Source organism: Halalkalibacillus sediminis, assembly GCF_002844535.1.
GTDB classification, from domain to species: domain Bacteria; phylum Bacillota; class Bacilli; order Bacillales; family Alkalibacillaceae; genus Halalkalibacillus_A; species Halalkalibacillus_A sediminis.
Genome location: NZ_PJNH01000001.1, coordinates 1,086,628 through 1,101,954, shown reverse-complemented (window position 1 = coordinate 1,101,954; position 15,327 = coordinate 1,086,628). Strand labels below are relative to the sequence as shown.

Below are 15,327 nucleotides of genomic sequence, written 5' to 3'. Positions count from 1 at the left end.
AGTTCATAGGAGGCTAATCATGACGATAAAACGAAGAAAAGTGTCAGTAATTGGTGCTGGATTCACTGGTGCAACAACAGCATTGATGGTTGCTCAAAAAGAACTAGCTGACGTAGTATTAGTTGATATTCCTGATATGGAAGATCCGACAAAGGGTAAAGCACTTGACATGCTTGAAGCGAGTCCAGTGCAAGGCTTTGATTCTCAAATTACTGGTACTTCTGATTATGCAGACACTGCAGGATCAGATGTCGTCGTTATCACGGCCGGTATCGCTCGTAAGCCGGGCATGAGCCGTGATGACTTAGTCGCAACGAACTCCAAAATCATGAAGAGTGTAACGAAAGAAATCGTGAAACACTCTCCAGACACGATCATCATCGTGCTGACAAACCCAGTAGATGCAATGACTTACTCTGTATTCCAAGAAGCAGGGCTTCCAAAAGAGAGAGTTATTGGACAATCTGGTGTACTTGATACAGCAAGGTTCCGTACTTTCGTCGCTCAAGAATTGAATGTATCAGTGAAGGACGTAACAGGATTCGTTCTTGGTGGCCATGGCGATGACATGGTACCAATGCTTCGTTACTCTTTCGCAGGTGGCATTCCTTTGGAGAAGCTCATCTCCAAAGAACGTTTAGATGAGATTGTAGAGCGTACCCGTAAAGGTGGCGGGGAAATCGTTGGCCTACTTGGTAACGGTAGCGCTTATTACGCACCAGCTGCATCTATTACAGAAATGGTAGAAGCGATCTTAAAGGATCAGCGTCGTATCCTACCTGCTATCGCATTATTAGATGGCGAATACGGATATAACGACATGTATCTTGGTGTACCTACTATCTTAGGCGGAAACGGTTTGGAAAAAATTCTTGAACTAGAACTTACTGATGAGGAGAAAGCTGAGCTTGATAAATCAGCTGATTCAGTGAAAAATGTTATGAAAGTACTAAAAGAAAACGAATAATATTTATGAACCATACAAAAACTCCGAGTTTTCAAAAGCTCGGAGTTTTTTATATTGTATGTGTTTTTGGTGTTATGTAGGTTAAATTAATCAAATAACTACTTTATTTTTGAAAAAATTGAAAACTTCCGTTTTGAATATGCTTCTGATTTCTTGTATAATGTGGATTAAATTTAGGGAGGAGAACAATTATGGCAGAAAAGAATGAAGAATTGAATGAAGCTACAGCTTCGAAAAAAATTAGTAAATTAGAATTTCGCGGTGGACCATTTGTTGCTACAGTCCCTCTAGTATTCTTTATAGTTTGGGCAATTTCATTAAGTGTAGCACAGTTGGTGACTGAACAAGCTCTTATCCTAGGTATGGTCATTGGTTTGATTTTGGGTCTTTTATTATCCAAATCCAAATGGTCTGACTATGCTCAAGGGTTATTTGATGGAATGGCGCAACCTATTGGGGTTGTGGCAATCATAGCGTGGTTCTGGGCTGGCATGTTTGCAACTCTTCTACAAGCAGGCGGACTGGTCGATGGTTTGATATGGTTAGGGTTTCAGACAGGATTAGAAGCTGGCCTATTTGTGGGATTAACTTTTCTACTTGCTGCACTCTTCTCTACTGCAGTAGGTACTGGTTACGGAACGGTTGCAGCGTTCGGTATTCTTATGTATCCAGCGGGGATTGTCCTTGGTGCAGACCCCGTAATATTACTTGCAGCTATTCTTTCAGGTGCAGTGTTCGGGGATAACCTAGCTCCGGTATCGGATACGACTATCGTATCAGCTACTACACAGGAAGCTGATGTTCCAGGGGTGGTTCGCTCCCGTTTCAAGTATTCAATCGCAGCTGCAATTCCAGCATTAATCTTATTCGTCATTTTAGGTGGCGGAGATGGAAGTGGTGACGGAGCAGCACTTGCTCAATTGCAAGAAGAAGTTGCTCCCGGAGGACTAATATTCCTGATCCCATTCGCTCTAGTACTCTACTTAGCATTGAGCGGACACCATCTATTAACTTCATTGACATGGGGAATTGTAACTTCAATCGTCATGTTTGTGATATTGGGTCTTCCACTAACAGACATCGTGCACATATATCAAGGAGAAGATGGTGCTGTTGCTGAGGGGGCTTTAATGAGTGGTCTTAGCGGTTACTTCAACATGGCAATCTTAATCTTATTTATTTTATCAGCCTCATATCTACTTGAGCTAGCTGGTACGATGGAACGTATCAAAGACTTTTTCTTAAATATTATCAATGGAGTAACTAGACGAGCAGAACTTTCAATCTTTGCGATTGTCGCATTTTTGAATTCATTTATTACAATCAATACTGCTGCAGAAATTGCTGCAGCACCGTTCGTAAGTAAAATCGGTAAAGAAATGAACTTGCATCCTTATCGTCGAGCGAATTTCTTGGACACCGTCAGTTCAGCTTTAGGATACATCTTCCCATGGAGTGGTGGAGTATTGCTAGCTTGGACGACGATTCGTGGAGCTGCTGAGAATTACGATTTCATACCAGTAGTCAATCCAACAGAAGTATTCCCGTTTGTATTCCAAGGTTGGGGATTACTGATTGTAATGCTTATTGCAGCTATTACAGGTTGGGGATTACGGTACGCAGGAAAAAATGGTGAAGAAATCAAACCGAAAGATTATAAAGCATAGAACAGTTAGAGTGGCTCAAATATGAGTCACTCTTTTTTTGTTAACTGACTCAATAATTAGGAAAATTATCGTTAAGAGGTCAGGCGGAATATATATTGAAAATTACACATAATTAATTTACAAAATCTTAACACTATTTCGGTTCAGGAATCATTTAATCTCCTGGTTGATATGATAAAGTTAAAGTACATTATTTCATTCATGATGACGAGGTGAAGTCAATGACCCAGAAAATATTAATAGTTGATGATGAGCAGTCGATTACCACTTTGATTAACTACAATTTGAAGCAGTCCGGATTCGATACAGTTGTTGTCCATGATGGTGAATCAGCCCTTGAGAAAGCTGAAAAAGAGTCATTTAATCTAATTGTGCTTGATTTGATGTTACCAGGAATAAGCGGAATTGATGTTTGCCAGACACTAAGGCAATCAAGTGAATATACACCAATTATTATGCTGACAGCCAAAGGACAGGAAGAAGATAAGATTGCTGGATTAGACGTGGGTGCTGATGATTATATGACGAAACCTTTCAGCCCCAAGGAATTGATAGCTAGAATCAATGCTGTTTTAAGAAGGACCGGATCAACCAAAGAAAATGCGAATGTTATTAAAGCAGGAGATGTGACCATTAATATAGAAACTTATGAAGTATACAAGGGCGATGAAAAAGTCGAATTCACTAAGAAAGAATTTGATCTCCTCTTATTTTTAGCAGAACGCCTAAATAAGCCAGTAAAAAGAGAAATCCTTTTAGAAGATGTGTGGGATTTCGATTTTATTGGAGACACACGGATTGTCGATGTACACATTAGCCATCTACGTGAGAAGTTGGAAGATGAGCCAAAAAAACCAAAGCTGATTAAGACAGTGCGAGGTATTGGTTATAAGTTAGAGGGATAATAATGAACAAATTGATGGAAAAACGCACATTAGTTATTTATATTTTACTCAGCTTAGTATTTGTTCTTGCACTTGGGGTGGTCTTCACCCAAGTAGCGAGGTTTTTTGTAGTTGCCTCTTTTGAAAACCAAGTGGAAGACCATGCGACATATGTGGCTGATGAGATCATTAGTGATGATATGACGTTAAACGAACTTCAACAAGGAATGGCTGAATATAGCCGTTCTTTCCCAGTAAATATATTTTATGAGAATAGTCAATCTGAAGAACAAGTACATACCTTCGCAGGAGCCGAGTTATACATTTTACAGCACTTGCGAGAAGAAAACGTAAATAGCCGGACGACTTATGGAGATTCTCTTTTATATCCCTATCAAATGAGTTCAGAGGAAACAATAGTCGTCGTTCAAGACATGAGAAACTTATCAATGGTAAATGCAACTATATGGTGGATTATTGCTGGAGTTGCTGTTGTAGTAATTATTTTTCTCTGGAGTTTCGGAAATCGTGTGTATGAAAACTATGTCCATCCGATTCAAAAGGCAACTGACACAGCAACTCGATTGGCGGATGGAGATTACGAAGCTCGTATATATGATGCGCCGTATGGTATCGCGTCACAGTTGAGTCAAGCAGTTAACCGTCTGGCTCGAAATTTGGGGTCAATCACGTCTAAATATAAGAATCAAAATGACCGTTTGAAAACAGTTGTAAATAATATGGACAGTGGTCTTTTATTAATAAACGAGCGAGGGATCACGCGACTCACCAATGAATCTTTTTATAAACATTTCACCAATCACACTGAAACTTATATTGGAAAACCTTACTATGAAGTTATTAATCATCAAGAGCTCAATTCAGCCATCCAAGAAGTGATCTTCACGGAGCAGAAAAAGCAGACATCGGTCACTTTAGAGGACGGAACTTACTTCGAGGTATACTTAGCACCCATCCGAAATGAAGAAGAAAATTGGAAAGGTGTCGTCATTGTTTGTCATGACATAACTGATATTAAACAACTAGAGAATGTTCGTAAGGACTTTGTCGCTAATGTTTCGCATGAACTGAGAACACCGATCACTTCCATCCAGGGGTTTGCTGAAACGTTGTTAGATGGTAATACCCATGATCAAGAGACGGTTGAAAACTTCTTAACTATTATTGAGAGGGAAAGTAGACGGCTTAATCAATTGATTCAAGATTTACTGGAATTATCTACATTGGAAAAAGATCATTTCGTATTGAACAGGTCAGAATTCTCATTTGAGCAGCTAGTCCAAGAAATACGAATCGTGTTATCCTCAAAGATCGAAGAGAAAAATATTAATTTTATTATAAATGAAACCGAAGCACCAGTTCTTTATGCTGATCGCGATAAGGTTTATCAAATGATGATGAACCTTTTATCGAACGCCATTCACTATAGTAATGATGAGGGGAAAGTCATTTGTGAATACCGTTTGGAAAATAATGAAGGAATCATTGAAGTTTGTGATGAAGGTATTGGTATTCCTAGGGAACAACAAGGACGAATCTTCGAGCGCTTTTATCGTGTCGATAAAGGCAGAAGCAGACATTCAGGAGGAACTGGCCTTGGTCTTTCAATCGTGAAACACATTGTAGAAGCACATGAAGGAAGCATCGAACTTTCGAGCGAAATGGATGAAGGCACGACAATCACTGTACGCCTCCCACAAACTATTCAATAATAATTTCTGTTATAATTACAGAAATGAATCAAATCGAGAGGTGTTTAATTGTGGCAGACGATATCATTCTAGTTGATGGAAACAGTTTACTGTACCGAGCTTTTTTTGCGTTACCCTTATTGAGCAATGATCAAGGGGTACATACAAACGCCGCGTACGGGTTCGCTAATATTTTATTGAAAATACTTGAAGAACAACAGCCAAGTCATATGCTGGTTGCTTTTGATGCAGGAAAAACGACATTTCGTCATGAAACGTATAAAGAATATAAAGGCGGTAGACAGAAGACACCACCTGAATTATCAGAGCAATTTCCAGTCGTGAAGGAGTTATTGGATGCTTTTGGAATTAAGCACTATGAGCTTAGTCAATACGAAGCAGACGATATCATCGGCACGATTTCCAAACAGGCAACTTCTAAAAAGCAAAATGTGCTAGTTTATTCTGGTGATAAAGACTTGTTACAACTTGCCTCAGATAAGACAACGGTCGCTTTAACACGAAAAGGGATCACAGACATCGAGGAATACACACCAGCTTATATTGAAGAAAAAATGGAAATTACTAAAGAACAAATCATCGACTTAAAAGCATTGATGGGTGACAAATCTGATAACATCCCAGGTGTTCCTGGAGTGGGTGAGAAAACCGCTGTCAAATTGCTTAAACAATTCGGTACGCTGGAAGAGGTCTATGAACATTTAGATGAGGTCAAAGGTAAGAAACTGAAAGAAAATCTAGAAAATCATAAAGACGATGCTTTCATGAGTAAAAAGTTAGTAACGATCAACACGGATTCACCGATTGAAATCTCGATCGAGGATTTAAACTATGAAGGATATCAGTCACGTGATGTGTTGGAACTTTTTAAAACCTATGGCTTCAACTCCTTGATCGGACGTATTGAGGGAGAAACAGAAGAGGTTGAATATGAAGACGTCGATTATGAAATTATGCGTGAAGTGAATGAAGACATTTTTTCAAAAAAGAATTATTTAATGATGGAAATGCTTGATGAAAACTATCATGAGGGTGATATATTAGGATTTGCGATCCGTAACGAAAACGGTAATTATTTTATTCCCACAGATGTTGCTTTAGCATCAGACGCCTTCAAATCATGGATTGAAAACGAATCAAGTCAGAAGATTGTCTCAGGGCTTAAACAACTGAAGGTAGCTCTTAAATGGCGAGGCTTGGAAGTCAAAGGTGTAGTTTTCGATATTATGCTGGCTTCTTACATCGTTAACCCTTCAAATAACTATGATGATATTCCAGCAGTGGCACATGGGTATGGTTGGACGAGCATTTCCTACAATGAAGAGGTTTACGGTAAAGGAGCCAAACAAAAAGTCCCTGAAGAAGAAACTGTTGCCGAACATGTTGTCAGAAAAGGAATCATGGCAGAAAAGTTGTATGAACAACTGGAAAAAGAGTTGGAGCAGAACGAGCAAGAGCAGCTATATTATGAATTAGAAATACCTCTTTCACTAATTTTGGCGGATATGGAACATCAAGGAGTCATGGCGGATATCGAACGTCTGAAAGAAATGAAGGAGGACCTTCACGAGCGCTTGAGTGTCATTGAAAGTAAGATTCACGAACTGGCTGGTGAACAATTCAATATCAATTCACCAAAACAGTTAGGAAAAATTTTATTTGAAAACTTGGAGTTACCTGTAATCAAGAAAACAAAAACGGGATATTCCACTTCTGCAGATGTACTTGAAAAATTACAGAACGAACATGAAATCGTTGAACAAATTCTGTTATATCGCCAACTTGGAAAGCTTCAATCGACTTATATTGAAGGTTTACTTAAAGTTGTCCATGAAGATACAGGGAAGATTCATACAAGGTTTAACCAGGTCCTGACTCAAACAGGAAGGTTAAGTTCAATCGATCCTAACTTACAAAACATCCCAATTCGTTTGGAAGAAGGAAGAAAGATTAGACAAGCCTTCATTCCATCTGAAAAAGATTGGGTCATTTTCGCGGCTGACTACTCTCAAATTGAATTACGTGTGTTAGCTCATATTGCTAAAGATGAAAAATTGATTGATGCGTTTAACAATAAGAAGGATATCCATACTCAGACAGCAATGGACGTTTTCCAGGTGAAGCCAGATGAGGTGGATTCCAATATGCGTAGACAGGCCAAAGCCGTAAACTTCGGTATCGTTTACGGAATCAGTGATTATGGTTTGAGCCAAAGCTTAGGGATTTCTAGAAAAGAAGCGGATCAATTTATACAGAAGTACTTGGAAAGTTATCCTGGTGTTAAAAATTATATGGATGAGATCGTTCAGCAAGCAAAGCGCGATGGTTATGTAGAAACAATTATGAACCGGAGAAGATACCTTCCAGACATTACAAGCAGAAACTTTAATAAGCGCAGTTTTGCTGAAAGAACTGCAATGAATTCACCAATACAAGGAAGTGCTGCTGATGTAATCAAGAAAGCGATGCTTGATGTAATGGATAAATTCAATGAGTCTAGTCTGAAGGCAAATCTTTTATTACAGGTTCACGATGAACTTATCTTTGAAGTGGATAAAAAAGATGTGGATCAATTACAACAACTCGTGCAAGATGCGATGGAGCACGCTGTTGAACTGGAAGTACCGCTTGTCGTTGATGCCTCATATGGAGACACGTGGTATGATGCGAAATAGAAAGGATGTACAACGTTGCCAGAATTACCAGAGGTAGAAACCGTCAGAAGAACATTAGAACCGATCATCCAGGGGCAACGAATCGAATCGATTACAATTCATTATCCCGGTATCATCAAGGAACCGACTGATACTGAAGCCTTCAAACATAGGATAACTAATCAACAGTTTCAGAAAATCGACCGCTTAGGTAAATTTCTATTATTTTACCTGGAAGACGATGTGATGATCTCACATTTACGTATGGAAGGTCGTTATGGAATTTATGAAGCTGGAGAACCAGTTGATGCCCATACACATGTCATTTTCTCATTAGACAATGGAAAAGAATTACGTTACAGAGACGTTCGAAAATTTGGTACGATGCATGTCAAAGCAATAGGTGAAGAGCATGACTCTAAGCCGATCAATCAATTGGGAGTAGAACCATTTGATAAAAGCTTCACGACGGAGCATCTTTTCAAAAGATTGCAAAAGACTACTCGCATGATTAAACCCGCTTTACTTGATCAATCAATCGTTACAGGGCTAGGAAATATATATGTAGATGAGGCTTTGTTCTGGAGTCACATCCATCCTGAACGTAGGGCAAATACAATAACTGAGGAAGAAGCGGTCGAGCTTCAACGGTTCATCGTTAAAGTTCTACAAGACGCAGTGGACCAAGGAGGTTCTTCCGTCCGTTCTTATGTGAACTCACTCGGTGAAGTAGGTATGTTCCAGCTACAACTGGCCGTATACGCGAAGGAAACCGAACCGTGTAAGATGTGCGAAACCATTATTGAGAAAATAAAAGTGGGTGGCAGAGGCACTCATTTCTGTCCCAATTGCCAGCCGATAATTGAATAAACACATAGAGAAAGCTCTTTTCATAAGATAGTTTGAATGCTTATGGAAGGAGCTTTCTTTTGGAAGAGTTAATAATAGTACTTATTCTACTAAGTTTTGCTGTCAGTTTCGATAGTTATTTCTTTGGATTGACCTACAGTCTCCGTTCGATTCACGTAGGAGGGTCAACCTATGGTATCATTGGCTTAATGACTGGACTCAGTTTCATACTAGGGTATAGTATGGGGGACTTGATCGAGACGATCTTGCCTCATGTGTCTAGGTATATCGGCAGCGTTATTTTTGTCGTCATCGGTTGTATGATTTTAAAGCAATGGCTTCAGGAACAAAAGACGAAGTGGAAACAATACACCCTTTCAAAAGGTCAACAATGGAATTTGAAAATGATTTGGTTGATATTAAAACAACCTCACAAAGCTGATGTCGACCACTCTGGATCTATCACCGGAAAGGAATCGTTTTTTGTAGCGACAGCTTTATCTATGGACTCCCTTGGAAGTGGGATTGGTGTAGGGTTCACTGAACTTCCTTTTATGGTTGCTGCTAGCATGATTGGTATCAGCTCTATGTTTTTCCTCGCGTTAGGGAATCAAACTGGAAAATGGATTCGATCTGTTTCTTGGGTCCAACCTTTATCTTTTTTACCCGGCATTATTTTTATATTTATAGGAATCTGGAATTTCATAAAGTAGGTGAGTATAGTGACAGTAGTAATTGGACTGACGGGAAGTATAGCAACAGGTAAGTCGACGATTTCTGAAATGTTTAAAGAGTGGAATATCCCTGTGGTCGATGCAGATCAAATAGCTCGCAAGGTTGTCGAACCAGGAGAGGAAGCTTATAAGAAAATCGTCAAAGCTTTCGGTGAAGATGTATTATATGAGGACGGAACACTTAACCGAAAAGCATTGGGGAGTATCGTTTTCCAGAATGAAGAACGAAGAACGGAACTGAATGGAATCATTCATCCCGAGATCCGAAAAGAAATGTTGCAACAAAGGGACCATCATGTTAATCAAGATGTCGATGCCGTCGTAATGGACATCCCTTTGTTATTTGAAAGTGAACTATTTGATTATGTTGAGAAGATTTTAGTTGTCTATGTGAATCCTTCTGTTCAGCTCGAAAGATTGATGGAACGAGATAACTCAACAGAAAAAGAAGCTTCAGAAAGAATCAAGTCACAAATCTCGATCGAGGAAAAACGTGAACGCGCTGATGCGATTATAGATAACGGTGGAACGGTTGAAGAAAGTAACCAGCAGTTGAAAGATATCCTCAAAAAGTGGGAAATCGACATTGATTAGAATTAATTTTAAAAATGATAGCACTTTCAAGGTTTAATGTGTTATACTGTTTTTGTGATTTTTAGACAAAAGTATAACACGAATGGATTTGGGAGGTTTTTTTGATGGGGAAAACAAAGATAGCAATCAATGGATTCGGCCGTATAGGGCGCATGGTTTTTCGCCGCGCTATGAAAGATGAAGAAGTAGAAGTCGTTGCAATTAATGCGAGCTACCCAGCAGATACTTTAGCACATTTAATCAAGTACGATTCTGTACATGGAATATACGATGGTGAAGTTCAATCAAGTGATGAAACGATTACTGTAGATGGACAACTCATTCAAAAAGTATCTGATCGAGTGCCTGCAAATTTACCTTGGGAAGCACTTGAAGTCGATGTGGTGATTGAAGCCACAGGTGTATTTAAAACTAAAGAATCAGCTTCAGGGCATATTGAAGCGGGTGCGAAAAAAGTTGTCATTACTGCACCTGGTAAAGAGATTGATGGAACAATCGTAATGGGAGTTAATGAAGAAGATTATGATGCTGATGCACATGATGTTATTTCTAACGCTTCTTGTACAACGAACTGTTTAGCTCCGGTAGCAAAGGTCTTGAACGATCAGTTCGGTATCGTTAATGGTTTGATGACTACTGTTCACGCTTTCACGAATGATCAAAAGAACTTAGATAATCCTCATAAGGATTTACGTCGTGCACGTGGTTGTACCCAATCAATCATTCCGACTTCAACTGGTGCAGCAAAAGCTATCAATGAAGTTCTCCCAGATTTAAAAGGGAAATTACACGGAACAGCTTTACGTGTCCCAACTCCAAACGTTTCATTAGTGGATCTAGTCGTTGACTTAGAAAAAGATGTAACAGCAGAAGAAGTAAACCAAGCATTTTATCAAGCGATGGAAGGTGAAATGAACGGTATTCTTGCAATCAATGAAGAGCCACTTGTTTCTATCGACTATACAACTAGCCCATATTCCTCGATTGTAGACGGATTATCTACGATGGTCATTGGTGAACGTAAAGTCAAAGTACTCGCTTGGTACGATAATGAGTGGGGTTATTCATGCCGTGTGGTCGACTTAGCTAAATACGTTGGAAAAAAACTTGCTTATTCTAAAATATAAATAATATTGAAAAATATAAGGGGTGGAAATCTAAGAAAGATTTCCGCTCCTTTTTATAATGTTGAATAATAATGCTTAACTATTTAGAGTTGGAAAGTATTCTTAAATAACACATCTATAAGATTTGCCTAGCAGCTTGTTGTCGATGTTTGTTATAATTATAAGAATAAAGATAGAAATTAGTCGGGGTGAAAATAGATGAAATGCCCAAATTGCGATGCAAAAAGCACAAAAGTGTTAGACTCGCGCCCTGTCGATGAAGGTCGATCAATTCGTCGACGCAGGGAATGTGAGACGTGTAATTACCGTTTCACTACTTTTGAACGTGTAGAGGAAATTCCATTGATTGTCGTGAAAAAAGAAGGTACTCGCGAAGCTTTTGACCGCGAGAAGATTAAGCGTGGCTTAATTAAAGCATGTGAAAAACGTCCGGTTTCTATTGAAGAAATTGAACGAATGGCTTTTGAAGTTGAAAAAGACCTGCGTAATCAAGGGAATTCAGAAATATACAGTCATGATATTGGAGAACTCATGATGGAAAGGTTAGCTGAAGTAGACGAAGTTGCATACGTCCGCTTTGCTTCAGTTTATCGTCAGTTCAAGGATATCAATGTGTTCATGAAGGAATTGAACGATATGATTCAAAAGACAAAAAATGATTAATGAGGGAGGTGGAATCGATGAATGATCGAATGAAGCATCTTTTACCTAATGATAGAATGAAAATCTTTCAAGAAGATGCTTTTAATGAAGACGCGGAGTTAGTTCTTGCAATGCTTTATCAACCACTGATCGGTATGAAAAGCGTAGCTGTTTTTCAATCGTTGTGGAAAGAGGCTAGCGTTCAACCGAGCCAATCATCGATTTCACACCATCAGATGATGAGTCGTTTAAATATGACGTTGGATGATTTCTATGAAGCTCGTAAAAAAATCGAAGCGATTGGACTTCTGAAATCTTTTAAGGAAGAAGGATCTTTCACTACTTTCTATTACTATTTGAATCGACCTTATTCAGTCAAAGGTTTCTTTGAAGATCCGATGCTTTCTGTCCTCTTAGAACACCATTTAGGTAAAGAGGATTTGAATCAACTAAAGAGAAAGTTACTAATTAAAACCTCTCGTCCCACTAATGTAAAAGAAGTGACAAAACGCTTCGATGAAGTGTTTACCACGATCAAACCAGAAATGGTGATGCAGCAGGCCACACAAGCACCGAGTGATGATACTTTAGTCGTTGAAACGAAGCTGCCGGTTGAGTGGCTTCATAAAATGCTTCAACAACAGAAAGTGAACCCGAAGAATATTTTATCAACAGGCAACATCCGGTTCATAGAGAAAATGACTCATATTTATGATGTCGATTTCTTAGAGTTAGAGAAAGCTGTGTTGTGGGCAGTGGACGAACAACAACAGTTTGATCGTAAAGAGTTTCTCGATATGTGTAAGGATATCTACTACAAAAAACATGGTAGTATTCCTCCAAGGCTATATACAAAAAACGAAGATACTCAAAATACTTCATTAAAAGAACAACCTTCAAAAACTAAACCACAACCTGCAAATGAAAAAGAGGCTCAGATCATTCAGCATTTCGAGTCTGTAACTCACCGTGAAATCCTTGAAGATCATTCTTCTTCAGGCAAAGCTTCTATGAAAGAAGTCAATATGCTGACGGATATGATGGAGGAGCACGGACTGTCACAGCCCGTGATGAATGTACTCGTTCATTATGTGTTGAATAAAATCGGAAATAAACTATCGAAAAATTATATTGAAACAATTGCTGCACACTGGAGTCGTGCGCATATTACAACCGCGAAGGAAGCAATGGATCTAGCAAAACAAGAAAACAATATGTATCAAAAATGGCAACAAAAAAATCAACAGAAAACTCAGAGTTATAATAAACAGCAGAAATCAAAAGAAGTCCTACCTAAATGGTATCAGGAAGAGAAGAATCAGAAGAAAACTTCACAGCAACCAGCTCAGCAACGTTCTGCTCCTCAAGATGATAAGGAACAAGAAGAGCTCGAGAAATTTTTCAAAAGTTTTTCGCGATCGAATCATAAAGGGTGAATCGAATGAAACCAATACAATCTGCTTTAAAACAATGGATGAGAAGTAATGAAAGCTTTCAGTCATCTTTACAAGAAGTGAAAAAAGAGGTGCTTGCATCAAGTGATGTCCAACAGTTATTGCAACAGCACCCAGAACTCACGAATGAACAAGTTGAAAAACAACTTATTAAACTTTATGAATATGACGTCCAGTCGAAAGCTTGTGAAAAGTGCGCATCATTAGATAAGTGTGTCAATGTCATACCTGGCTTCGTCCCACATGCTATCGTGGAGAACCAACGCATTCGCTTGAGTTATCATGAATGCCCACGAAAAGAAAAGCAAATTGCACAAAATGAGCATCGTTCACTAATTAAAAGCTTGCACATGCCGAAAGAAATTTACGAAGCATCTTTTGATAAAGTCGATTTGACTGATCCCGAGCGGAAACAAGCACTAGCACAAGTACGTAAATTTTTCGTTGACAGTCAAAATGAGCTACCTCAAAAAGGGCTCTACTTACACGGAAGTTTCGGTGTGGGGAAAACTTACTTATTAGGTGCACTCGCTAATGAACTCGCTCAGCTCAAAATCGATACTTATTTCATTTACATGCCGGAATTCGTGCGTGAAATTAAAGCCTCAATCTCTGATTCCACAATCAATGAAAAAATTGATCGTTTTAAGAAAGCATCTGTGCTTGTACTTGATGATATTGGTGCAGAATTTTTATCTCCTTGGTTCAGGGACGAAGTGTTGGGAGCAATCTTACAGTACCGTATGATGGAGCGATTGCCAGTGTTCTTTACTTCTAATTATGATTTGGATGAACTGAAGAATAATCTCGCTCGGTCTGGAAAAGGTGAATACGATGAATTGAAAGCTGCGAGAATCATGGAACGAATTCGTCAAGTGAGCCAGCCTATTGAAGTTAAAGGCTTGAATCACAGAGATTTATAACACTTTAAGAATGTTTAACTTTGTAAAGGGTTAATATGTGAAAAACAAAGGCTTTCGCCATTAGGACTTGGCGATAAGCCAAGTTTTTCTCACTGTTTCATCCAGGCTCTCATTTTTTCAACTCTTTGTTCATAAACTGTAATACGGTTATGACGAAAGAGGGATGATGTGTGAGAGTTATGAATTTTAATTTTCTTACAGAGAAAGAAGCTAATCAATTTTATTTTTACGTGTTGAATACTGAATTCAACGGCAAAGTTTTTCTAAAGGGTCATTCGGTTCAACTGAGAGACTTCCATGTCTTGAAAAAAACGAGCCTGATTGATTTGATTTATCCATACATCCTAGAAAGTTATGTCCCGAAAATTTCAGAAAAGATTCTTATGGATACCTATTACTATCAACGTGATGAAGTGGAGCAAATCATTCCTTTCATCACATCTATTTGCGAAACGACAAAACTTCTACACAGCCGTCTTCGCTTTTCCTTATATGAACGCCTGATTTATTTTTTATATGGATATATGCAGCGTTCAGAAGTAGATATGGGAAGACTTTATGCTGAGCTTTTTGAGCATGAAGAAAGCTGGAAAGAAATTGTCGGTTACGGAATTGAGGAATGGCTCTATGAACTTCATTTTCAAGAAAAGATGCATGAACTCAGACAGTATTTAAAAAATGAACCCCCGGCCATTGATTCAGTCACAGTGTATCTCGATGGGTCAGCTGTTTTCTACGACCGAAATGGTCAAATCATTGAGCCTACTCATTTTAATAATCAGTTTAGATTCAATGTACTAGATCATGAGTATCCAGAAGTATTAAGCAGTCTCTTATCTATAGCACCTGAAGAAGTGAATCTGTATACAGCTAACGAGCAAATGCACCTCGTTTACTTTCTTTTGAATGTGTTTCAAGAAAAGGTTAAATTATTCCCAATCGAACAATTTCCGTACAAAATAAAAGAATAACTTGATTTTATGGAGTGTCCTCGATATAATACGTACATAATAAATGTAAACAGCTATGCGAAGAAGAGGACAACGACAAGTTAAAACCAGCTTTACAGAGAAGAAAGCCGCGGCTGAAAGCTTTCAAG

At 38.7% G+C, this 15,327-nt stretch carries 13 protein-coding genes and 1 other annotated feature (1 of these 14 only partly in view); all 13 genes read left to right on the top strand.

The genetic code is table 11. The features are described 5' to 3' along the window. The first annotated feature begins 19 nt into the window (after positions 1–19). The 13 genes from mdh to ytxC all read left to right on the top strand — a co-directional run bounded on the left by mdh (position 20) and on the right by ytxC (position 15,199). Positions 20–967 carry a malate dehydrogenase gene (gene mdh / locus CEY16_RS05855; protein ID WP_101331007.1) on the top strand — a complete coding sequence of 316 codons (948 nt, stop codon included), beginning with the start codon at positions 20–22 and terminating at the stop codon, positions 965–967. Positions 968–1,158: 191 nt separating this feature from the next. Beyond that, on the top strand, positions 1,159–2,634 hold the full coding sequence (locus tag CEY16_RS05850; protein ID WP_101331006.1) for a Na+/H+ antiporter NhaC family protein: 1,476 nt from the start codon (positions 1,159–1,161) through the stop codon (positions 2,632–2,634). A 221-nt stretch (positions 2,635–2,855) separates the two neighbouring features. Further along, a complete protein-coding gene (locus CEY16_RS05845; protein ID WP_101331005.1) occupies positions 2,856–3,539 on the top strand; it encodes a response regulator transcription factor in 684 nt (227 codons plus the stop codon). A gap of 2 nt (positions 3,540–3,541) precedes the next feature. Further along, a complete protein-coding gene (pnpS, locus tag CEY16_RS05840; RefSeq protein WP_101331004.1) occupies positions 3,542–5,251 on the top strand; it encodes a two-component system histidine kinase PnpS in 1,710 nt (569 codons plus the stop codon). Positions 5,252–5,274: 23 nt separating this feature from the next. Further along, positions 5,275–7,926, top strand: coding sequence for a DNA polymerase I (polA, locus tag CEY16_RS05835; RefSeq protein ID WP_238378763.1), 2,652 nt, complete (start codon positions 5,275–5,277; stop codon positions 7,924–7,926). Positions 7,927–7,941: 15 nt separating this feature from the next. Beyond that, positions 7,942–8,775: a DNA-formamidopyrimidine glycosylase gene (mutM, locus tag CEY16_RS05830; protein ID WP_101331002.1), complete on the top strand. Its 834-nt coding sequence runs from the start codon at positions 7,942–7,944 to the stop codon at positions 8,773–8,775. Positions 8,776–8,834: 59 nt separating this feature from the next. Beyond that, positions 8,835–9,467 (top strand): sporulation membrane protein YtaF, encoded by a 633-nt coding sequence (ytaF, locus tag CEY16_RS05825; protein ID WP_162297869.1) that lies wholly within the window; start codon positions 8,835–8,837, stop codon positions 9,465–9,467. 9 nt (positions 9,468–9,476) lie between these two features. After that, positions 9,477–10,082 carry a dephospho-CoA kinase gene (gene coaE, locus CEY16_RS05820; RefSeq protein WP_101331000.1) on the top strand — a complete coding sequence of 202 codons (606 nt, stop codon included), beginning with the start codon at positions 9,477–9,479 and terminating at the stop codon, positions 10,080–10,082. A 104-nt stretch (positions 10,083–10,186) separates the two neighbouring features. Beyond that, positions 10,187–11,209 (top strand): glyceraldehyde-3-phosphate dehydrogenase, encoded by a 1,023-nt coding sequence (locus tag CEY16_RS05815; RefSeq protein ID WP_101330999.1) that lies wholly within the window; start codon positions 10,187–10,189, stop codon positions 11,207–11,209. A gap of 198 nt (positions 11,210–11,407) precedes the next feature. After that, positions 11,408–11,872 (top strand): transcriptional regulator NrdR, encoded by a 465-nt coding sequence (gene nrdR, locus CEY16_RS05810; protein ID WP_101330998.1) that lies wholly within the window; start codon positions 11,408–11,410, stop codon positions 11,870–11,872. Between the two features lie 17 nt (positions 11,873–11,889). Beyond that, positions 11,890–13,287 carry a replication initiation and membrane attachment family protein gene (locus tag CEY16_RS05805; RefSeq protein WP_162297868.1) on the top strand — a complete coding sequence of 466 codons (1,398 nt, stop codon included), beginning with the start codon at positions 11,890–11,892 and terminating at the stop codon, positions 13,285–13,287. A gap of 5 nt (positions 13,288–13,292) precedes the next feature. Next, positions 13,293–14,228 (top strand): primosomal protein DnaI, encoded by a 936-nt coding sequence (gene dnaI / locus CEY16_RS05800; RefSeq protein WP_101330996.1) that lies wholly within the window; start codon positions 13,293–13,295, stop codon positions 14,226–14,228. Positions 14,229–14,407: 179 nt separating this feature from the next. After that, the gene (gene ytxC, locus CEY16_RS05795; RefSeq protein WP_238378780.1) at positions 14,408–15,199 is read left to right on the top strand and encodes a sporulation protein YtxC; all 792 of its coding nucleotides are present in this window, start codon (positions 14,408–14,410) and stop codon (positions 15,197–15,199) included. A gap of 51 nt (positions 15,200–15,250) precedes the next feature. Further along, positions 15,251–15,327 (top strand) — a binding site (T-box leader); it runs 142 nt beyond the window's last position.

Excerpts from the sequence above, each read along its gene's own strand:
- ytxC (WP_238378780.1), top strand. The coding sequence starts at position 14,408 with ATGAATTTTAATTTTCTTACAGAGAAAGAAGCTAATCAATTTTATTTT.
- CEY16_RS05845 (WP_101331005.1), top strand. The coding sequence starts at position 2,856 with ATGACCCAGAAAATATTAATAGTTGATGATGAGCAGTCGATTACCACT.
- polA (WP_238378763.1), top strand. The coding sequence starts at position 5,275 with ATGAATCAAATCGAGAGGTGTTTAATTGTGGCAGACGATATCATTCTA.
- CEY16_RS05805 (WP_162297868.1), top strand. The coding sequence starts at position 11,890 with ATGAATGATCGAATGAAGCATCTTTTACCTAATGATAGAATGAAAATC.
- pnpS (WP_101331004.1), top strand. The coding sequence starts at position 3,542 with ATGAACAAATTGATGGAAAAACGCACATTAGTTATTTATATTTTACTC.
- CEY16_RS05815 (WP_101330999.1), top strand. The coding sequence starts at position 10,187 with ATGGGGAAAACAAAGATAGCAATCAATGGATTCGGCCGTATAGGGCGC.
- CEY16_RS05850 (WP_101331006.1), top strand. The coding sequence starts at position 1,159 with ATGGCAGAAAAGAATGAAGAATTGAATGAAGCTACAGCTTCGAAAAAA.
- dnaI (WP_101330996.1), top strand. The coding sequence starts at position 13,293 with ATGAAACCAATACAATCTGCTTTAAAACAATGGATGAGAAGTAATGAA.
- nrdR (WP_101330998.1), top strand. The coding sequence starts at position 11,408 with ATGAAATGCCCAAATTGCGATGCAAAAAGCACAAAAGTGTTAGACTCG.
- mdh (WP_101331007.1), top strand. The coding sequence starts at position 20 with ATGACGATAAAACGAAGAAAAGTGTCAGTAATTGGTGCTGGATTCACT.